The organism is Donghicola tyrosinivorans, assembly GCF_003003355.1.
Taxonomy (GTDB): domain Bacteria; phylum Pseudomonadota; class Alphaproteobacteria; order Rhodobacterales; family Rhodobacteraceae; genus Donghicola; species Donghicola tyrosinivorans.
On the sequence record NZ_PVTQ01000028.1, the window covers coordinates 1 to 21,382 of the forward strand.

12 protein-coding genes are annotated in these 21,382 nt (G+C 56.9%); 9 read left to right on the top strand and 3 right to left on the bottom strand.

All coding sequences use genetic code 11. The features are described from left to right. Positions 1-181: 181 nt before the first annotated feature. From CLV74_RS20945 to CLV74_RS20955, 3 genes are all read right to left on the bottom strand, one after another. Positions 182-394, bottom strand: a complete 213-nt coding sequence (locus tag CLV74_RS20945) for a hypothetical protein (protein WP_106268615.1) — start codon at positions 392-394, stop codon at positions 182-184. A gap of 120 nt (positions 395-514) precedes the next feature. Beyond that, positions 515-772, bottom strand: a complete 258-nt coding sequence (locus tag CLV74_RS20950; RefSeq protein WP_106268617.1) for a hypothetical protein — start codon at positions 770-772, stop codon at positions 515-517. Between the two features lie 159 nt (positions 773-931). Further along, positions 932-1,450: a hypothetical protein gene (locus CLV74_RS20955; protein WP_245888645.1), complete on the bottom strand. Its 519-nt coding sequence runs from the start codon at positions 1,448-1,450 to the stop codon at positions 932-934. Between the two features lie 1,526 nt (positions 1,451-2,976). Between CLV74_RS20955 and CLV74_RS20960 the strand changes: the two genes are divergently transcribed. From CLV74_RS20960 to dpdD, 9 genes are all read left to right on the top strand, one after another. Beyond that, positions 2,977-3,174 carry a hypothetical protein gene (locus CLV74_RS20960; RefSeq protein ID WP_146135001.1) on the top strand — a complete coding sequence of 66 codons (198 nt, stop codon included), beginning with the start codon at positions 2,977-2,979 and terminating at the stop codon, positions 3,172-3,174. A gap of 295 nt (positions 3,175-3,469) precedes the next feature. Next, positions 3,470-6,694 (top strand): protein DpdE, encoded by a 3,225-nt coding sequence (dpdE, locus tag CLV74_RS20965; protein ID WP_170108125.1) that lies wholly within the window; start codon positions 3,470-3,472, stop codon positions 6,692-6,694. After that, positions 6,694-9,267, top strand: coding sequence for a protein DpdF (gene dpdF / locus CLV74_RS20970; RefSeq protein ID WP_106268624.1), 2,574 nt, complete (start codon positions 6,694-6,696; stop codon positions 9,265-9,267). Before dpdE ends, dpdF begins: the two co-directional genes overlap by 1 nt. After that, the gene (gene dpdG / locus CLV74_RS20975) at positions 9,264-10,163 is read left to right on the top strand and encodes a protein DpdG (RefSeq protein ID WP_106268626.1); all 900 of its coding nucleotides are present in this window, start codon (positions 9,264-9,266) and stop codon (positions 10,161-10,163) included. Before dpdF ends, dpdG begins: the two co-directional genes overlap by 4 nt. After that, entirely contained in the window at positions 10,163-13,270 is a 3,108-nt protein-coding gene (gene dpdH, locus CLV74_RS20980; protein ID WP_106268628.1) for a protein DpdH, read from the top strand. The genes dpdG and dpdH overlap by 1 nt, the downstream gene beginning before the upstream one ends. Next, positions 13,267-13,995, top strand: a complete 729-nt coding sequence (locus tag CLV74_RS20985) for a hypothetical protein (RefSeq protein WP_106268630.1) — start codon at positions 13,267-13,269, stop codon at positions 13,993-13,995. The genes dpdH and CLV74_RS20985 overlap by 4 nt, the downstream gene beginning before the upstream one ends. Further along, the gene (gene dpdJ / locus CLV74_RS20990) at positions 13,992-18,572 is read left to right on the top strand and encodes a protein DpdJ (RefSeq protein ID WP_106268632.1); all 4,581 of its coding nucleotides are present in this window, start codon (positions 13,992-13,994) and stop codon (positions 18,570-18,572) included. Before CLV74_RS20985 ends, dpdJ begins: the two co-directional genes overlap by 4 nt. Continuing rightward, entirely contained in the window at positions 18,569-19,108 is a 540-nt protein-coding gene (gene dpdK / locus CLV74_RS22940) for a phospholipase D-like domain-containing protein DpdK (RefSeq protein ID WP_170108126.1), read from the top strand. Before dpdJ ends, dpdK begins: the two co-directional genes overlap by 4 nt. After that, the gene (gene dpdD, locus CLV74_RS21000) at positions 19,105-21,375 is read left to right on the top strand and encodes a protein DpdD (protein ID WP_106268634.1); all 2,271 of its coding nucleotides are present in this window, start codon (positions 19,105-19,107) and stop codon (positions 21,373-21,375) included. Before dpdK ends, dpdD begins: the two co-directional genes overlap by 4 nt. Positions 21,376-21,382: the final 7 nt, after the last annotated feature.

Here is a 21,382-nt window from a genome sequence, read left to right on the forward strand (position 1 = left end):
TCGGGCGAATAAGGCTTCGTGGTTCTTTGCTTTCTATGTTCCATAACAGGCAATTCTCCGAGAGTTTTGCCCTCCGGTAAAGACGGGGCGGTTCAGTTTCGTGGGATCAGAGCTGCACAAAGAAGCGAGAAATGCGCGGGCACCGGACAGGTGCCCTGTTGATGGATGAGGAAATGAGGGGTCAGGCTTTCGGCGAATTTGCCTGTTGAAGCGGGATGGCCCCGGCACGGGCCACTTCGGCAAAGAAGTGTTTAATGCTGCCACGCGGCGCCTGGTGGATGGTCGCAGCGCATTCAATGATCGCGAGCTTCTGCGCTCGGCTCTGAAACTCTCGGGCATTGTCGGCGAGATTGGTTTCGGGGATGCCGGGGGTATTCCAGTTGAATGTCGACATGGGCTGTCCTTTCAAAGACATGCGGGGGCTGGCCCTTGGCGAAGGCCGCCAAGGGTTTCGAGTGATCGATGGAAAAACGAAGGTGGCGTTGGTCGCCGCGCTAACGGAGTTGCCTGCCGGTCAGAGAGGGGACGCGCTCGGCGCTGCAGGTTTCAGATCAAGCATGGCACCGTCCTGCAGGATCTGAATATCGAGGAGACGACAGGAACTGACATCGATCATCGCCACTGCGATGACCCGCTGCCGCTCATCCGTCTGCTCTGCCAACGCGGGCATGATGTCCTTCAGATCGATCTGCCATTCGTCAATCTCGACACGTCCAAGGGGCAACTGCTGCGGCCCATGGCGGCTTTGGAACTGGGAACAAGAGTTGGCCATTTCAAACCTCCTTCTTCTTGAAGACCAAGGTTTTTGGGCCAATGCGCTCGTAGTTCAGCGTCTCGAGATGCCCCGAACAGATGAGACGGACGATTGCACGAAACCCCATGCCCTCAAGGTGCGTCGCCGCAACGAGGTCTCCAACAGAAGCCACGCCCGTCATGCTGCGCACAACATCCTGGGCAACGGGATCGCCGAAGCAATCGGGGCGGCGAACAGAGTGGAAGAGTTTGCCATTGAACAGTTCAACCGGGCAGACATCGTCTTCCGTGAACAGCAAAAGTTGTCCAGAAAGCCTTGTGAAACGGCTTGCTTTCTGATCCGCGCCAATTCTTGAAGGTAGCGCGTGCTCGCCCGTTCTTTGGGCCGAACGGCATATCCGATCATCTGGCCGTCGGTTTGCAGGGTGGCAATGTCGATGTAGTGGTCGTGAATTTCTCCGAACTTGTCGGACCACTCGAAACGGACCTGCGTCCGGAGTTCCAGTGTCGAGCGCCGATAGCTGAGGATCAGCGCCGCGCATTTTTCGAGGTGGCTTTCAACGCCATGGCGTTCTCCGGGTCCATCGCCAAGTACGAGACCACCGGTGACGTGCTTGGTGGACCCCACTTGCGTCGCGCGGTCGCCCTTGCAGGCTTCGGGCAGGCGGATACCGCCATCAAGGGAAAGATCAGACATCGGTTCTTCTTTCGAAATGAGGTGACGCAGCCCGATCAGCCGGGCAGCGGATGACCCCGAGGCGCACCTGGTCACCCCCCCCCTCCCGACGACGCGGCATGGGTGGCTACAGCAGGCAAACCTCTCCCGTGGCCGTGCTCTGCACTGCCCTGCGGTAGGTCTTTCATTGTTGAGAAGAGCCGTTTTCCTTGAAGCGTCGGCATTGGCGTGCTAGCTTCATTGGAGATAACGAGCGGACTTCGGTCTTCTCATAAAGCGGCGATCTGTTGGCGCAGATCGCTGTTTTCATTTCTGGCCGTGGTTCGTAGCGGCTTTCCTCCATGATTTTTCTGGTTGATAGGTTAGCGTTCTTCGCTGAGCAAAAGAAGGAATTTTATTTACTAAATTCAATGCCTTGCGAATAGTAGCGGCGCCTTTCTTTTCGCTCTAAGACTTGAAGCAAGCAGGCTCTCTTCTTCGAGAGACCACTACATCTTCGACCAAGAGGACCGGTTGAAGCCGATGTAATCCGATGCAACCCCGTTATTCGCATCCAGTTCGCGCCCATCAAACTGCGCGCGGAAAGGGCGAGTTGGGCGAATCGGCAGCAATCCCAAATGCAGAGGGGAATGTCGGGCAAAGCGGAGCAATCTGGTGTCAGTCCCGACAGCGCAACGGCTCGAAAGCAGTACGGTAACGTTTTGCCGGAAGGCTACAAAAGTCCTAGTCTTGGAGTTTTCCATCACACGGATCCATATGGCTTGGCATTCATCATTCCCCGATCCGATTTCTTGGACGGGAGGGGTTCATTCATATGAACCGTATGAGCCGAAGCGAGATATGATGGATCGTGTTTTGCATGGGGAACAGATAGGCCCACCTCGCGACCCCAGACAACTCAATTTGGCCACTTGGTGGGGTCACCTCGACCGCAATGATGCATAATGGCAACACATCGCAAGTTTCTTCAATGCCGCATTGAGAAAGTTCAGACTTCGTGATCTTGACATCTTACCTCTTATGAAGGAACGATAATTCCGATCGAGGTAGAGGCTCTCACCGATCCCGACCTTCACTGCTCGAAATGGCGGTCATGGCCAAACGCATTCTGCGCTTTGAAAGCTTTATTTTTTTAACCACTTGAACTTAGCGCTTATGAGCCAGTTCGGTCTTTAGGCATATTGCGTGGCCGAATGCTCGACCCGAGCCTGCATGCATCAAAAACGAAGGGCCGCTTTTTGACCCGCCACAGGTTCCGATTCCATTTCCCATTCTTTGAAATCAGGGGGGGGGCAGAGCGTAACTCGCGGGTTCTACAGGGTTAGGTCCCGACGCGGACGTAGCCCTCAGGTCAACGATCGACGACACCGTCCTCATTCGGGCGCGCAGCGCAGGCGTGCCCCTTGTCGAAGGGCCCATCGAACGCATGCCCCCGCAACCAACGACAATTGCGTAACGCCCGCGCTAAAACCGTGGGCGGTGGCATTTTTCTATATCATTGCTACACAAAGACAAAATCGCGCTCAGCTCCCATGGAGCTCAATCACATGACCATTCGCGGCATCCGTCTCGGGCGTCAGCACGATCTTCTCGATCAGGCCACGCAGGAACTCCACCGCCTCCGGACGGCTTGCCGCATCGTTCAGCACCGCCGCCAGATCTGCGACTTTCGCCGCGTAAACACCCCCGCAGAAGCAGAGGAAGCCTTCTATGCAAAACTGAACGTCATCGATATGATCGCTTAGTCGTTGAACATTACACTCCGGTAAACCCGGGGGGTTCACAGTGCGCAGGGGCGTTACTAGTCGACCATCTACCTTTTGGGCTGGGCCGAAAGCGGAATTGCAGTAAGTGCTGACGCATGTTACCCAATTGAAAGTAAAAGATTGTTGCGCCGGAATGGAGTCTTACCCTTTGAGGGAAGATTTGAGGTTGGGGCACGCTTCGCTTCGAAGTAATGGGACGACGCGTTGTAGACATTTGGACACGACCATAAGCCTCCGCTATGAAGAATTTGGAACGAATAAAGAGGGGAACGAGGTGTTTGTAGAAGCGCTCTCGGGCGAGTGCCAAGGATTAGGAATTGGCAAGTTGATCGCCAAACAAGGCTCGTCCAGCACTGTCGAATACTTCGTTGCCCCGGGGGCGGATATGCTCTTGCGCGAGGTCCGCAACGCCGATCTATGTGCAGTCGACCTGCCGGGCCAGACCCGCATCTATCATTTCAATGAGGCGACCGGAGCATGGGAGGTCGGACGCCTGATCGAGGTCATGGGCGAAGAGTATCGCTGCCGGTTTCCCAACAAGTCGGATCGCGATTTGAGCCCCGAGGAGGCTTATGTCCGCTGCAACTTGCCGATTTCGGATCCCACCGACTTTCTCGCCGAGAAATTCACCGAAACGCCGCGCTTTTCAGACGGACGACGCGCCTTTGTCGAGTCGATCATCTCGCAACGCGGGGTGACCATGGGCATGTCCGCGCTGATCTCGTCGGCGATCGATTTCGAGTCCCATCAGGTGGAAGTGGTGCGCCGGATCCTGCAAGATCCGGTGCAGCGCTACATGCTTGCCGACGAGGTCGGTCTCGGCAAGACGATCGAGGCGGGGATACTGATCCGCCAATGCGTGCTCGACCTTGGGGAGCGCGCCCGTGTGCTGATCATGGTGCCGGCGGCTCTTATTCAGCAGTGGCGACATGAACTTGACGAAAAATTCTTCTTGGGCTCGGAACTCGATGAAACGGTTCATGTCGTCGCCCTTACGGAACATGCGACGATACGGCGTCACCTGAGGCACGCCAAAATGCTCGTCATCGACGAAGCGCATCATCTGACCGGGGGGCATGAAGATTGCGATCGCGATCTTTATGATTCCATCGCTGCTGCCGCGCCCGGCATCGAGCGGGTCATTTTAATGTCTGCGACGCCTGCGCTGCATAACGAGCGCGGCTTTCTGGAGATGCTGCACATTCTCGATCCGGACACCTATCCTCTCGACGACGAGGAGGGTTTTCGGCACCGCATCGAGAGCAGACAAGTCCTTGCGCAGATCGTGGCGGAGCTCGCGCCTGAAAACGTGCTCTATCTCGATCACACGCTCGATCAGTTGGCCGATCATTTCCCGATTGATTCCCTTTTGCAGAATCATGTCGATGATCTGCGAGATATCTCGGCCAATATGCCGGAGGAAACGGATCCGGACTTGATCGAGGCGATCAATCGGGTGCGGGCGCATATCAGCGAAGTCTACAGGTTGCATCACCGTATCTTGCGACATCGGCGGCGCAATGTGGGCGGTTTGACGCCCGAACGCGACGGGTTGGAAATCTGTAATTACCACAGCCACGTTTCGGGGAGGTTGTTCGAAACCATCGAAGCTTGGCGCAGCGAAGCGACGTTGCGATTGCAAAACGAGGCTTCGTCGGAGGCGTTTGCTAGTCTGCTGCGCCGGACGCAAACTTGGGCCGATCCCTGCACAGAAGACAGCGAGCGGATCTCGGCGTTATCCGTTGCCGGCGATATGGCAGCCCTGGCAACCTTGCCAACATTGCTCGGGGACGAGGAGAGGATCACAGACCGGTTCCATGCGCTTGCCGAAACTCTTCGTCCTTTGCAAAGGCCAAAGCGGCAGTTCGTTGTCTTCTGCTCTGACGAACTCACCGCCGACAAGCTTGCGGCCACGCTTTCGGCCAGCCTTGAGGTGACTGTTGATCGCCACGCCCCCGATTGCGAGGAATGGCAAGCGTTCAATCACGATCCAACTCGCCCGATCCTTGTCTGTGACCATCGCGCGGAGGAGGGGTTGAACCTGCAGGGCGGGGAGAAGATCGTGGTTCATTACGATCTGCCCTTCAGTCCTAACCGCATCGAACAACGGTTGGGGCGCGTTGATCGCTACGGGTCGGGGAAAGCTGTTAAATCGATTGCTGTCGTCTGTGCAAACAATGCTTACGAGGTTGAATGGGCGCGGTTCTTGAGCGAGGCCTTGCAGGTTTTCGATCGATCGATCGCCAGTTTGCAATATGTCGTAGAAGATATGGTTCGGCATCTGGAGCAGACGATTTTTGTCGAGGGACCGGAAGCTATAACCGATCTGATTGCGGCCAATCAGGGGAACGCAGGTCGGATCGAACGCGAAGTCGCCGCCATCGATCAACAAGATGCGCTGGACGCGCTTGGGGAGCCCTCTTCTGACATCGTCGACGCGATTTGCGACATTGAGGGGGCGGGTGATACGATCGTGTCAGCAGTCTCGGGATGGGTCGAGACATGCCTGATGTTCGAACGTTCTGCGCTACAGGGTGAGCGCACCTCCAACGGCAGCGACAAGGCGCCGTTTTCTTATCGATATGTCACGGACGGGCGCCACACGCTGATCCCGCTCGAAGCATTCTTGCGGGATTGCGAGAAAGCGATCGAGCACTCCGAACCGTCGCGACGTCAACCGTTGGTCCGGACCTATCCGATGACCTTTTCGCGCAGGCTCGCCTTGAAGCAAGATGCGCGACTGCTGAAGACGCGCCTCCTGCGCTACGGCGAAACGTTCACGGATGGCATATGGCGTTTTTCCCAAGTGGATGAGCGCGGCCGGTCAACGGCGCTGTGGCGCTACTTTCCCGGGTATCAGGCCGAAACACTTGCGGATTTGTTCTTTCGCTTCGATTTCATCGTCGAGCCAGATCTTGCGGATGCGATCGAAGTTCTATCACGCACAAAATGCTTGACGGAGGCGGCAAAGGCCGCCCTGAGCCGTCGCGGAGATATGGCATTGCCTCCGTTCCATGAAAGCATCTGGCTCGATCAGGACCTCGCGCAGGTTACCGATCCTGCGCTTCTCGAAAAACTCGATCAGGCCTATCGTCCAGATGCGACCGATCAGGGAGGTCGCGACTACAACCTGAATTCCGAGCGATGGCGTCACCTTGACAGATTACGCCTTGGTCAAGTGGCTGATTGGCGGACGGTCTGCCGAAATGCGCGCGCAAAAGCGGAGGCCGAGTTGCGAAATCTGCCGGTCTTCATTGATCGTTTGCGAGATGCGGAGCGGCGGGCCGTGAGCGTCAATCAGGGTCGCTTAGGGCAACTTCGGGCGCGCGTCGATCGTAGAAATCTGGCCTCGGACGAGCATGATTGGAAACTGGAGCGGGATATCGCGATGGCTCTCACTGAAGGCATCCTGAACCCTTCCGTACGCCTCGATGCGATTACGGCCAGTTTTCTTACTGGCAGCCTGCGCGCATCTGCCATTGTAGACGGGAAGGCCTGATGAGCAGTTTGGATTTTGGCTCGCTGCAGGACGTCCTGGCGGACTGGCCTGAACGCCCCCTTCCCGAAGAAAGCTTGGATGGGGTTTTCGAACGTATCCGCAAGATATTGCATGCAAATAGATCGAGCCCTTCCGCGACGATCGGAGCTGATCTGATGTCGCTTCTGCGCCATGTTCTGCGCAGGCAGTCACTTCAATCGGGCGTGACTGCGCATCTGCGACTCCCCCGATCCCAAGGCTGGCCTGGGCGCGATCACTGGGCGCAGTTTGGAGTACGTGCGCAGGACGCGGGTACAGATTATTATCTGATCGAAGCCTTGCCGTGGTCGCCCGACTGGCTATCGGAACCCGATACCCCGCTTTTTGAATGTGCTTTTGCGGAACGCAACGTCCGCATCGATCACCGCTGTCGCATTGATCCCTTCCTGGAGGAGGCTGCAGGGTTCGAGTTCTTCACCTCACCAGGACAGCGTGAAGCGGTTCGTAGCGCGTTTCTCGTACCTGCCGGGGAAACACTGATCGTTGAGTTGCCCACCGGTTCTGGCAAGAGTTTCGTCGCCCAGGCCCCCATCATGGTGCGGGGCGTCGAAGGGCCGGCGACGATCTGCATCGTTCCGACCACGGCACTGGCTCTCGATCAGGCGCGACAGACGAGCGAGATGCTGAAACGACGCTTCCCGCGCAAGGAAGTTCCACTCCTCGCGTGGCATTCCGGACTGTGTCCGGAACAGCGACAGGCCGTGAAAACCGCGATCCGCCAAGGCACGCAAGGGATCCTTTATTGTTCGCCCGAAAGTTTCACCGGTGCGTTGCTGCCCGCCCTCTATGACGCAGTCAAAGCGGGATTGCTGGACTATCTATTCGTCGATGAGGCGCATCTATTGAGCCAATGGGGCGACGGTTTTCGTCCCGCCTTCCAGATGCTTGCTGGCGTTCGGCGCGGACTTCTCGCGCGCGCAGCAGGGCGGCCATTTCGTACCGTGTTGATGTCGGCGACGCTGACGCCCGAAACCATTGCAACCTTCGACACGCTTTTTGGGCCGTCTCGAAATGTCCAGATGACGGCGTCGATGCATCTGCGGCCTGAGCCCCAATACTGGATCCATCAGGAAAGCGATCCTGCCGAGAAGGTCAACAAAGTCCTGGAGGCGATCAGGCAGGCACCGCGACCGGTCATTTTGTATGTCACCAAACGCGATGATGCGAAGTCCTGGCTCAAGCGCCTACGAAGCGCCGGTTTCGTCCGCACAGCCTGTTTTCATGGGAATACCCCCGACGACGAGCGGGGCAGTATCATCGAGCAATGGGCGGAAAACGATCTCGACATTGTCGTCGCCACTTCGGCCTTCGGGGTCGGCATCGACAAGCGCGATGTCAGGGCAGTTATTCATGCAACGGTTCCCGAGTCGATCGACCGGTTTTATCAGGAGGTCGGTCGCGGCGGGCGAGATGGGAAGACATCAGCTTCCCTTTTGATCTATTCCGACCAAGATCGCGACATTGCGAGCAGCCTGTCTGCGCCCGCGCTGATCAGCAATGAGTTGGGGTTCGCTCGATGGGATGCGATGGCGGCCTCTGCGAAGAAACTCGATGCACTCGGTCTGTTGCTGAGCCTCGATCTGAACGTCGTCCCCGCCCACGCGCGCCAGCAAAACGATTACAACGTCGCGTGGAACATGCGCACTTTGATCCTGATGGCTCGGGCTGGAATGATCGAATTGGAGTCGCAATCGCCTGAGCCCCTGGTGCGGGAGGATGGCGAGACAGACCAAGCCTTTGAAAAGCGGACGCAAGCGTATTGGTCGCAATACTTCGAACAAACCGTCGTGCGCATCATCGAAACGGGTTCACGCAATCAAAGATTCTTCGATGACCGAATTTCTCATGAGCGGTCGAGAGCATTCCATGCCTCGCAGGCTGGCGGGCGATTGCTCGATGAACTCTTGAGCGGAACGCGAGACGTCGCCGATTTGCTGCAAGAACTCTACACCAATCGTGAAGCGGAGAGAATGATCCTCGTCTCGCGCGCCTGTGGCGGTTGCCCGGCCGGGCGTCGCATGCGCAACGACGATATTCGTTACAGCGCTCCACCGGCATTTGGGATCCGACGAGTGGAAACCGTCGATCACTCTGCCTTTGCCGCCACATTTCCTCAGATATCGACGTCCGCCCCAATCATCCTCGCCTTGCCGGAAGGTAGTGGAACAACGCAGGCCCTCGAGGCACTTTCCGTGCTGGTCTCGAATTTCGGGATTAGGGAAATCGCGCTGCCAAACGCCTTGCGCAAGTTGCCCGGCATTGCAACTCTGCACCAAAAAGTCTTGGGCAGGCTCTTGCTGGTGCAATCTCTGGAGGAGGAACGGGCCGCGGGGTTTGCGGATTACCAACTGGCACGTGCCTCGATCGTCGATGAGAAAACCTGTACAGACGATCTCATGTTGCTTGAACGCCCCTTGCACGTGATCGTCACGCCCCCGTCCGTATCCGACCCGCGCCATCCGGCGCGCAAGCTTGTCGACACAGGCAGCAATATTCTTACCTGGGACCAATTAAGAGCAGGATACCGAGCATGAGCATTTTGAACATGGCCAGTGACGGACGCTTCAATGTCCTGATCATACTCGTTCGCGCCTTGATCCGTTTCGGCCCAAAGCCTCGAGAAGATCTGCTCGAATCTTGCGGAGCGAAATACGAGCAGATCGAGGGGCTTTCCGCGGGTACATCGGTCACGCGATGGACTGAGTTGGGGCTGTTCGCCCTGGACGGTGAGAGCGTCATGATCGATGAGCCTTATCGAGGGCTACTTGGGAACGACCCCGACCTGGCCGAGGCGAAACTGCCAAAGATATTGCGCGGCATTGTCTTGGCCCCGCACAACAATGCGCGTTTCTGGCAATCGGAAGAAAACAAGTCTGCCGACTTCAGTCGGGCGCTCGCGTGGCTCTTGGCGCAGGATGTCTACAGCCTCGACACGAGTTCGCACCGCCCCATCAACGAGTTGGAGAGCGCTCAGATCATGGACGAGGGCAAGCGGATGTTCCAAAACGATACCCGTTGGAATGGCGCGCGTGTCTGGGGCGCTTATCTTGGGTTTGCCCGGTCCGGATCGAAAATCGTGATCGATCCGACTGTCGCGCTCGCTGAAAGTCTGGATGACATATTCGCGTCAGAAACCCTGACAGCCAGAGATTTTGTCGAGCGCGCGGCAGAGGTCTTGCCGGTTCTGGACGGAGGCGCCTATCGCAGGGAGATCGAAGAAGCCCTAAGAGACTCCAGTTGGAAAAAGCCGCCCGCCAATCACCTGTCGACCTCGCTTTCGCGCGCTATAAAACGCCTTGCTTATGAAAGCAGGATTGCCCTTGAGCAGCGCAGCGATACTGAGGATGGGGTGACCCTGCTCGGTACCGGGCAGCGAGAATGGGGGCGCATAACCCATGTGCGCCGTCTGCAGCAGTCGGGAGAGAAGTGATGGTCATCCAGTACTGGCCCGATGCCAATGCGGTGAACAGTTGCATCAAGAATGAAGCCGAGACGGCCGACGATGCCGTGCTTCTTGCCGCGCACCGACCAATGCGAATTGTGCGGCGCGCAGAAGGCAGCGCCACAACCGAACGCGTGACTGAGCAGGATATCCTCGACGCCTTCACCACGGATAATGTGCCGGGGGGCTATGTGCTCATGCCGATTACCGGTGTTTCCGGTGCCGGCAAGTCGCATGTCATCAGGTGGCTGGATGCGCAATTGCAGAGATCTGAAAAGCACGACCGCTATCACATCATCCGAATTCCCAAGAGCGCCAGTTTGCGTACCGTGGTCGAGTTGATCCTCGAACCACTCAAGGACAATCCAAAATATGCAAAGCCTTGGCAGAATCTGACCCGTGCCGTCGCTGAAGTCAATATCGCCACAGCAGTGGTTACCTTTCGCGCCCATCTTGAAAATGCGCTGAAAGCCAGGGGCGAAGAACTGCGGACGAATTTCACTCAAGGCTCGAACTCGATACAGGACAGGCAACTGATCGGTTTCGCTGGGGACTTGCCGAAACTCTTCTCTGATGCCGCGCTCGAGGAACATTTCAACCCGGTCCTCGCGCGGGTTGTTGCGCGTGCGCTGAATGGGCGTAATGGAGAAGTCGAAACGACTGATACACTTTCGCGCTTCCAACTGGACGATCTGCGACTCCCCGATACTGTTGATATCAACAGGGCAGCACAACGTGTGCGAGATTTCTATCTTCGCAACATCTCGCATTTCGATCCAGACCGCCTCGAACCGGCGCTGAAATTGCTCAACGACGCGGTCGATCCAGCTATCAGCAACGTTTTTCAACTCGAGCAAAGCACCGGAGGGGTGACCCTGCAGGAGATCATCCTCTCAGTTCGCGAAATCCTGTTCTCAGAAGGCAAGGATTTGGTGCTACTGGTCGAGGACTTCGCGGCCTTGGCCGGACTTCAGGATGTGCTACTGAAAGTGAGCATTCAGGAAGGCGAGTATGAGGGCAAGAAAGTGCGTGCGACCATGCGCACCGCGCTCGCGCTCACCGATGGCTATCTTTCGTTCCGCGATACGATTTTGACACGTGCCCGGCAGGAATGGATCGTCGATGGCAAGTTCCAATCCGATGACCAGGTCAAGGCGGCGGTTATTGAACTTGTCGGAGGGTATCTGAACGCCGCGCGCTGGGGCGCCGAGGAACTCAATCGCCTGTTCCGTCAACGTGGCGCCGAGAAATCGCTGACCGATTGGCTACCCGTCTGGCGAGATGAGGGGGCGTCAGAAAAGGGCAGCGAGACTATCGCGGCCTTCGGAGAAACCGAAGGAGGGATACCTCTTTTCCCGTTCAACAGATCGGTCATCGAGGCTTTCTCCTTACGCATTCTAGCTCAATCGGACAAACTCGAGTTCAACCCGCGCCGCGTCATCAACCAGATCATACGAGAGATCTTGCTGATGCGGCCGGCATTCGAAGCCCGAGAGTTTCCTCCCGAGTTTCAGGGGCACAAGCCCAACGCATCGCTTGCGGCCTGGCTAAAGCAACAGCATCTTCCCGAAAACAAGGCAAGACGCATGGCGAGTCTACTGACGCTCTGGGGGGGCAATCCGCCTGACACGGCGGGGATTGGCGATATCCCCATTGCGGTTTTTTCGGCATTTGATCTTCCGTCCCCTAAAGACCTAGGAGTTTCGGCGCCGCGTTCGGATCGGACGAAGCCAGAGCCATTCGCGCAGATTGCCTCAACCGCCAGACCTGTATTGCGGACGGAGACGCCTGTTACCCCGAAGACCGAGAGTACGCGTATTGCGGAAGTTCGGGCGAAGTTGGAGGAATGGGCCACTGGGACCGAACTCAGGCAGGATATATCGAACGAACTTCGAAAAAATCTGATGTCATTGTGTTTGGATGCGATCGACCTGCCTGAACTACGGCTGCGCCAATCATCAACAGTATTTCAGGCGATTACTTCTCATCAGGCGATTGGGATCCCGCAGTCACGCGGAAATGGGAATGCAAAATACCCTATTGCAGACGATGCATCCGATCCGGACGGTAGTTTGCGGGAGGGTCTCTTAGCGGTTTTCCGATACGCCGAGAATGGGCGCAACTGGAACTATCCGGAAGCCGATGAGGATTATATCCGCAGCGCAGCTTTAGTCGATCATCTTGTTTCTCAGATCAAGTCTGACCTATTAAAGAGTGCCACGAAACAACTATACCTGACCTGCAACGCTCTGATTGTCCAATCCCGTGTTGTTGGACTCGAGCCGCCGATAAGAATTTCGAAGCCTGAAGATTTGCTTTATGCCTTGCTGGAAATGCGAAAACTACGGGAGTCTCAGTCGTTCGATGTGAGATGGGACAAATTGCAAGGTGCAATGTCCGGAATGATCAATGGAAAATCGGCGCGGTTGCGACTTCAAGAAGCGCTTCTCGAGCGATGTGCCGCCTATCAGGGGACCGGACAAAAACCATTTTTGGTCGATATCGTTCGACTACTTGACGCCAATGTCGAGACCTCTGTCGCCCCAGAAATGGTGGATCAATTGGGTGTCGACATCAAACCACTTCTTCGACTTCTCATCGAAACGGAGTTAAACAACAGCCTAACATCCGCGCTCACGAAACTACGGGAGTTCAAAGAAAATGTCGCGGTTGAGTTTGGAGAAGATTTCGACAAGGCCGCATTTGTTTCGGACATGACGCATATCTGTGCGACTGTAGTGGAGGCCGGTCTTCAAGTTAACCTCCCAATTGGTCTTCCAGAATACCAACGCAGACTTTCTGAATTTTCAAAAAGTCCCGTCAAGAACTTGATAGACAGTGTGGAAAGAGTTCTGAACGCGGAGAAAGATCAACTTCCCCAAGCACTGAACGCCATGGGAGCACTCGACCTTGGCTTGATAGCGCGTATTAAGGGGTTTATCGACGATACCGGCAGTTTTCTTAAAGCCATCGAAATCGCAACGTCACGAGAAGAAGCGAACCGCCAATTGATCGATCCCCAAATTCTTGCGCGAGAAATTTCACGACATCTGTCCGAACTTGCTGGAGCTGGCATTGAGGAGGTGGAAAAATGAGCCAGACACTTTCTTCCAAGGCTGCGGAACTCAAGGCGCGCATCGAGAGTCTCCACGGATTGCGCGAGAATATGGCCGAAGCTTCGGAGCTGGAAGGCCTTCGCGCACAATTGGCTCCCATGACGACGAAGTATTTGGCAAACTTGGATCGCTTACGGCTCCTATCGCAGTCTGGCTTGAAAGTTGTCGAACCAGTGGGTATCGCGCGTCTGCGCAAGAGAGCAAGATCACTATTGGTAGACTTCGAAAGCAATCCGAAAGCCAGCACGTTAAAGAAAGGTCAACTCTGGGTTTCTCTTATCTTAGAGGGGAATAACGCCACTGAAGAATTGCTCGCAACCGCAAAGGAACGCTGGCTGAGCCATCGCGTGAATATTTTTGGCGGTGAAACCCCCGCAGCACTCGATGCGAAGCTTGCAAAAACAGAATCTAACCAATCCGCCCTTCGGGATTATCGAGAAACATACAATGCCTTCAAATCGCAGTTTGATAGCGCGCCTTCCACACCCGAAACCATTCAAAGGGCAAAAGACCTTGCCAGTAAACTCGAAATCATTTCACAACGATTCGACTACTTTGTTTCGCCTGACGTGAAGGCGTTTCTTGAGGCAGTGCAATCTGTGCGGGGCGCAAAAATATCATTGCTCACGGAAGACGTTATTATCTGGCTACGCGAAAATAACAGTCTAGATAGTTACTGCATAAAAACGGCTGATCACTCATGACCAGCGACGAATTGGTTATTCTGAAAAGCCTTGATCGTATCGAACAGCACGAATCGCGCCTACTGACCTGGGGATTGGTTGACGGGTTTCTCACTCGGGACGACTTGCACAACGTGATTGATCCGGTGTTGGACGAGGTGTCACGCACCGGCGGGGTGACTTTTTACGCCGCGCGTGAAGTGGCCGAAAAACTTCGCGAACGGGCATTGTTGATTGACGTTGGAACGAAGGAGGAAGAGCGCTTTCGCAGTCGCATGGCCGAAACGGTTCGACTGTTCTTTCGTCTCCGGCAACTGTTTCCGCAACACGCCGGCCCCACAGCCTGGCAAATGGCCCCCACTCTTGTTGCCGATTTTCGGTTCATTTGGCGGCGACGTCGATACCCGAAGCGACACATTTCGGCTCACGATGTTCGTCAGCGTCTAGAAAATGCCACGCCAGACACGATGGCCCGCGATGCCCTGTCGGTATTGATCGCGAACGAGGGAAATCCCCTTGAACTGGCAAGCTTTCAACTCGATGCAGCCGAGCGCATTCTCGCCGGTTTCGCACAAAATCGCCCGATCGGTACGCTGGTCAGCGCGGGAACCGGCAGCGGCAAGACGCTGGCTTTCTATCTGCCATCGCTTTCCCGGATTGCCTCCCATATCCGACGCGACCGGTCGGATTTTCGGTGGGTGAAGGCTCTTGCCCTCTACCCCCGCAACGAGTTGCTGAAAGACCAATTCGCCGAGGTCTACGCCCAGGCTCGAAAGCTTGATGCCGGTTTGCAGGAAAAGGGATGCCGAAAAATCCTGATCGGAACCTTTTTTGGCCCAACTCCGCAGGATGCTGAAAAGACCGCGTCTCAAACCGGGTGGCGTCCTCGCAACGGGGGCGTGGCTTGCGATTATCTGCGCTGCCCTAGCGAAAACTGCCAGGGCGAGATGATCTGGCGTGACGCGGATCGAAAGGCAAAGACTGAGCGCCTGGTTTGCGATACCTGTGGCGCCAAGATCGAGAGTGACGAGGTCATTCTCACGCGCGAACGTTTGGCGCGGGAATGTCCCGACATCCTGTTCACCACCACCGAGATGTTGAACCAACGTGTCGGTGATAGCGGTATGCGCCATCTTTTTGGTCTCGGAGAGAGATGCGCGAGACCCGTTGAAATGATGCTGCTCGACGAGGTGCATACCTACTCCGGCACGTCAGGGGCTCAAGTCGCCTATCTCTTGCGACGTTGGCGCAAGTTGCTGAACCGCCCCGTGAGTTTCGTAGGGCTGTCTGCAACGCTTGCAGACGGAGAGCGGTTCTTCGCGCGCTTGACGGGCCTGACCGAGCAACAAACCCGTGAAATCGCGCCGCGAGCGAGCGAGATGATTGCCGAGGGCGCGGAATATTTACTCGCATTGCGAGGCGATCCAGTCTCGCGGACAGCGTTGATGTCAACCACGATCCAATCGGCAATGCTGATGTCGCGCATGCTGGATTCGCCCGATCACACAGAAACAAAAGGGATCAGCACGGGCCTATGGGGCGAGCGCCTTTTCATGTTTGCAGACAACCTTGACGTGATCAATCGCCTGTATTTCTCGATGCTCGATGCAGAGGGCCGCGCCAGTAACGGCGGCCCCGACATGCGGCGCCATCCGAACGGGGGACTTGCGACGCTTCGATTGCCCAATGCAAACCTGCAACGAAAGTTGCATGGTCAGGATTGGCAGGCGGCTGTCGACATCGGACATTCGCTGCAACCCGAAGATCGCAAGTCGATTGGGCGGGTCATGTCGATGGATCCGGGCGTGGATAATGGGCGAGACATTATCGTGGCAACGGCTTCCCTCGAGGTTGGCTACAACGATCCACTGGTCGGCGCGGTCATCCAGCACAAGGCCCCCAAGGATGTCGCGCAGTTTCTTCAGCGCAAAGGACGAGCGGGGCGTCCGAGGCGCATGCGACCTTGGACGGTGGTCATTCTGTCCGACTACGGCCGTGATCGACTTGCCTATCAGAGCTATGATCTGATGTTCGATCCCGAGGTGCCTGCGCGGACTCTGCCCGTCGCGAACCGCTATGTCGAGCGGATGCAGGCGGTCTACGCCACGCTCGATTATCTGAGCATCGGTCTTGGTAACCAAAGGTGGGGAAGCGTTTGGCGTGATCTGTGCAGACCGGGCAATGGCAATCGGGACCGACAAATGAAATTGGCCGGTTTTGTGCGTGCAATCCTGACCGATGCGGAAGAACTGGAGCGCTTCAGCCTTCATCTCGAGAAAGCCCTCAAACTCGACCGCACCGAAATTGAGATGGTGCTTTGGGATCATCCTCGACCGTTGTTGACCGAAGTCCTGCCGACGGCCTTGCGGCGACTGGAGACAAACTGGGCGCGACAGGGAAGCGAGGAGCCTGAACTGTTCGTCAATAATTCTCCGCTCCCGGAGTTCGTGCCTGCAAACCTGTTCAGCGATCTCAACCTTCCCGAGGTTGAGATCCGCTTGGCGAAAGACCGCCAAGGCAGGTCCGACCCGGTCATGATGCCGATCGCGCAAGCCATGCGCGAATACGCGCCCGGGCGGGTGTCCCGGCGCTACGGCATTTCTCACGCGCTTGATCGCCACTGGATCTGCCCCGAACTCGATCAGAACACCCTTCAGTTTGTGGAGTTGGCCCCCCCCGAGGGGCAATGGAAGCACTACGATCTTGACCGGATTGGGGTCTGGCTTATCCGGAGCGAAGCAGGAAACACCGTCGATCTGCCAGTGTTCCGACCGCGGGTCATTCATGTTCAGCGTCCGGACGAGAACTTTGCCGACACCTCGAATGCTTGGTTGCGGTGGCGGGCACAGATTGTCGTTCGGGATGCTGGACTGGTTTTGACACCTCCCAAGGGTACGACTTGGGACCGGTTCGTATCGACAATCCGGTTCCATACTCATCAAATGCTTAGCCCGGTCGAGGTGCGGCGAATGGCGATCGGCAGTGATGCCGACCTGCGCCTCGATAATGGGTCTACCCTCAAGAAGGATCTGCAGTTCGCCCTCAAGGGGCAACCTGCCGCGCTTGGCTTTTCCTTCGGGGTGGATGCGCTCAGTCTGACGCTGGAGTTTCCAACCGATCTCTGCTCGGATTTCGATGACACGAACGCTCTGCGGTATAGGGCCATCCGGACGGCCCGCTTTCATGATCAGATCATCAACGGACCGAGACTGAAGCCCTTGGTTGACAACCGCTTCGCGCGAGAGTGGTTGGCGCATCTGATGCTCGCGGCGATCAGCAACGAAGCAATCGCGCGGTCGATCAGTCTTGCTGAGGCCGGCGTCAATTTGGCATCCGATGCGGCGGAACTCGGTTTGGCTGGAACCCTCGAAGTGCTGTTCCAGTCCCCAGTCGTCGACGACCCGACGGGACAGGGCAACGCGCAGGAGAAGTTGCGCCAAGACCTTGAAAGCCTGATCGCGTTGCCCGAGGTGCGCGAAACGCTTTTCGCTTTGGCTGAAATACTCTGGCAACCGATTGACGCCTCTTGGGAACCTTGGTTGCGAGAGCGGTTTGCGGCCACGACCGCGGCGGCTGCCCTGCATGCCATCGCAAGTTCCTGCCCCGAGATCGATGCCGACAGTTTGCTCGTCGATCTCGATCCCGGTCCGCGCGACCTTGCCGACATTCGCAACGACGAATCGGGCATCGAAATATGGATCAGCGAAGCCTCTCCGGGGGGGAATGGCCAGATCGAACAGGTCTTGCGTCATTATGCCGAAGATCCACGTCGCTTTTTTAACCTAATGACGGCGGCCTTGCGTGACAACGACTTCGCCCTGAGCGACCAGCAACTGGAGCGCTTCGTCACGCGCACGGTGATGGACGATCCATCGGGGGACCTTGCGCTGGCGGTCGATGACTTCCGCGTGGCGCATGGCGCGACTGAAACCCAAGAAGCGTTCACGCATCTGCGTGAATGCCTTGCGAAAGAAGGGTTCGTTACCTTCCATGCCTTCGTCGTGGCTCTCACCAATCGCGTCTTGCGTCCCGGCTCAAGCCCAGAAAGTGACGCCTTCTTCCTGGATGCGATCAGACACTGGACAGCCGAGGAAGAGCGCCTCGGTATCGAGTTGGATGCTCGGGTCATCGCCTATCAATTGTCGCGTCGAAACGACATCGACAGTGCCCTGAGTTTCGCTGGAATCGACGCCCCTTCCCTGAACCCGGGTCAATGGCGGTTCGGGGTAATTTACGGCCTGCTCTGGCCAAGAGGCGCGCAGATCCGTCAAGCGGGCTTGGCGCTTCGCTCGCCCTTCGGAGAGGTTCCCCCGGTCGAACCACTCTTGCCAATGCACTATCTCGGCAGCGCTGCGGTGCTGATCGATATTCGCGACCAGCGATGGCAGGAGAATTGCCTCGAAAGCCTCGCCACGAAAGGGGCTGTTTCCTTGAGTTGTCCCGTCGACCAGGGCGACCTGATGGCGCAGGCGCTCGGATTTCTGGCAACGAACCCCGTGCATACGGACTATCTTTCGGTTTTCGCACGGGTGCAGTCGATCCGTCGGTCGGCCGAGTGCTATTACCTCGATCTCGATATTGCGGAGGCGGTCCAATGAGGCTCGAAACCCGCCGGATATTTAAGAGCGCCATCACCAGCCAGAACCTGATCCGAGAACTGTTGCAGATGATGTTCTTGGGAGAACTGATCGCGCCCGGCCTCGATCGCGTCTGGCTCGTTAGCCCCTGGATTAGCAATGTGATCTTGTTCGACAATCGCTCGGGCGGTTTCGGGGCGATCAATCCGGAGTGGGGGAGCCGTGAAATTCGCCTGATCGAAGCGGCGGTGAGCCTGATGGTGCGCGGCACTCCTCTGGGCATTGCCACAAGCCTCGACGTTCACAATGACACGTTCCTGACCTCGATCCGGGATATGGCGGAAGAAGAAGGTGTCCTCGACCGTCTGCTCATCGTGAAAAGGCGGCATCTGCATACCAAAGGCTTGCTTCTTCAGCGCGGTTTGCTGACAGGCTCGATGAACCTCACCCACAATGGTCTTGAACTGAACGATGAAATGGTCGTGTTCGATACTTCGCCAAAGACCTTGGCCGAGGCGCGCCTGACTTTCGAGTCCTACGCAGAGGCAGAGCCATGAAAGACGCATTTTCGCCTGACGACGACGCTCTGTTGGAGGTGTTTTTCGCGCCTCCGAACGGTATCTCTTGGGAGAGCATCACGCAAAGGACCGCGCCCTCTGCGCTGCTGGACCAGATCCTGCCCTGGCTTGATTTGCTGCGCGAAGACCGTCGCGAAGGCCCCATCGTGCTGCCTTTCCTGCGGGGCGGAAAGGTCGTCGGCTGGTATGGTGCATCCCTCAGCCCCACCGGGTATTACGAGTTCGAGAACGAACTCAACGCCTGGCTTGGGTGCTCGTATCTGAAGCAGATTGAACCGGTTCCCGAAAGTGCGAGCTATCCGCTCGCCGCCGCGCTGCGAAAGAGATTCGGACCGCGCATCCTGCAGTTCTCCGGGGAGTCCGAAGCCGCAATCAGCGCGCGTCTGCTTGACTATGCTCAACTCATGAGCAGGCGCCCTAAGACCGGGGGCACGGGGGTTCGGCCTGTTGGTGCCATCCGATCCGATTTCGACCGGGCCCTGATCGCTCGAGACAGTGTGCGGGCGGAAGAACTGATCGAAGAGTTCAAGCTGACCGGGCGACTGAACGAAGAAAACCTTCGTTACCTTGATGTGCGCCTGAAGGCCGGGCTTGGCTATTGGGAGGCGATCGCAAGGGCACCGTCTTTCCTGCGCACGCTGGCCGATTTGTCCCTGCCGCAGCAAGTCTTGTCCGATCTCATCGAGGCACTTTATCGAACCTATCTCGATCCGGAGGAGATTACAGGAAATTCAGAAAGGTTGATGACCCTTTTCGCCGAGAATATCGGGGGCGCCTATCCCAAATTATTCTCCTCCCGCAAAGGCATTCGTACTCCACGGGTGGTCAAGGCGTTCATGTTGTTCGAGTTGATGCAGCAGCGGCCGGATCGCACCATTCTGACCGAACTGAAGGCGCTGATCCCCGCCGAAGATCCCGGTGCGTCGGTTTTACATTCTCTTGTTGACCGTGCAGGGACGCCCCCCAGTTCTGAACCAAGCCCCGCCGAGGTCGAAGCCGAAGTTGATGCCGCGGAGAAAGCTTACCTTGACGAACAATACGATCGAGCTTTCGCCTTGTTCAAGGGCCGACCGCTCAGCAAGAGCACCGTGCAGCGTCAAGTTCACTGCGTTCTATACATCGATACCGAAGAGGCCCGTCGCGACTTCCTCGACCGCATCAAATCAGCCGATGAGGCCCTGCTCGCGTCGCTGACCGACGCCGCCAGGAGGAAGATCGACGCTTGGGGTCAGTCATGCCGCTCGACGCAAGGCGCCCATGCGTGGCAATCTGGAATATCGGGGTGGTTGGAATGGGCAAAGGCGCTTTCGATTGGGGAAAGCCCAAATGAACTGCGCGCAACACTTGAGACGTGCATCACATGGGATACGAAAACAATTACGGGAGACAATGGATCCGCACGCCACTTCACCGATCTGCTTTCGGGTCTTGTCGGCGCTGCGGAACCGGTGGCCAGACAAGCTGTTCCGGCCATTCTCCAAGCCTTCGTTCCCGATGACCAACCGCTCTCGGAGGCAACGCGACCGATTGCCATCCTGCTTTTCGATCTGATCGCGTTCGATGAGAGGATCACATCGACCGACTTGAGCTTGCTGCAAGTCCTTGTCAATCTCCTGCTGAATAGTGGGCTATCGGGTGATGAGTATCGCGATATCGTCAGTAGTCTGGAAGATGTTCAGGGCCGGGTCGGCTCGTACTGCAACCTGACCTGGAGCCTCGACATGGCCGAGGCTCTAGCGCTTGCGCCTGTGCCCTCTCCGCAGGCGAGAGTGCAACGCCAAGGTTTCTTCTTGAACCTTGTAGGGCAGGCGCAGCAATTCGCGCACCGCTTGAGCCCTCACGAAGTGATCGGGTTCTTCAACCTGTGTCCCGATTTCAATATCGAGCGGACGGATCTTGGGGCTATCGCTCTGCCTCGGGAAGATGCGGAATTAGTTCGTCAACCGGATCTTTCAGGAAAATTGATAGGCATCTACACTCTGACAGAGGCTGCCGCACAACGGGCTCGATCGACACTATCGGAGATGTTTCCGGGAGTTCGGGTCGAAACGAACGCGGATCAGGTCGCAAGCCCCCGCCTGATCAGCCTCGCCAAGGCCGCCGACATATTTGTCTTCGCGTGGAAAAGCAGTAGCCATCAGGCATATTATTGCGTCAAGGACGCGATGAAGCCTCGCGAACCAATACTGCCGACAGGCAAAGGAACCGCGAGCCTGGTCAGAGCGGTGCTCGACTTGTTTTCATGAGAGCGCC

Excerpts from the sequence above, each read along its gene's own strand:
- CLV74_RS20985 (WP_106268630.1), top strand. The coding sequence starts at position 13,267 with ATGAGCCAGACACTTTCTTCCAAGGCTGCGGAACTCAAGGCGCGCATC.
- CLV74_RS20955 (WP_245888645.1), bottom strand. The coding sequence starts at position 1,450 with ATGTCTGATCTTTCCCTTGATGGCGGTATCCGCCTGCCCGAAGCCTGC.
- CLV74_RS20950 (WP_106268617.1), bottom strand. The coding sequence starts at position 772 with ATGGCCAACTCTTGTTCCCAGTTCCAAAGCCGCCATGGGCCGCAGCAG.
- dpdK (WP_170108126.1), top strand. The coding sequence starts at position 18,569 with ATGAGGCTCGAAACCCGCCGGATATTTAAGAGCGCCATCACCAGCCAG.
- dpdF (WP_106268624.1), top strand. The coding sequence starts at position 6,694 with ATGAGCAGTTTGGATTTTGGCTCGCTGCAGGACGTCCTGGCGGACTGG.
- dpdJ (WP_106268632.1), top strand. The coding sequence starts at position 13,992 with ATGACCAGCGACGAATTGGTTATTCTGAAAAGCCTTGATCGTATCGAA.
- dpdH (WP_106268628.1), top strand. The coding sequence starts at position 10,163 with ATGGTCATCCAGTACTGGCCCGATGCCAATGCGGTGAACAGTTGCATC.
- CLV74_RS20945 (WP_106268615.1), bottom strand. The coding sequence starts at position 394 with ATGTCGACATTCAACTGGAATACCCCCGGCATCCCCGAAACCAATCTC.
- dpdG (WP_106268626.1), top strand. The coding sequence starts at position 9,264 with ATGAGCATTTTGAACATGGCCAGTGACGGACGCTTCAATGTCCTGATC.
- dpdD (WP_106268634.1), top strand. The coding sequence starts at position 19,105 with ATGAAAGACGCATTTTCGCCTGACGACGACGCTCTGTTGGAGGTGTTT.
- CLV74_RS20960 (WP_146135001.1), top strand. The coding sequence starts at position 2,977 with ATGACCATTCGCGGCATCCGTCTCGGGCGTCAGCACGATCTTCTCGAT.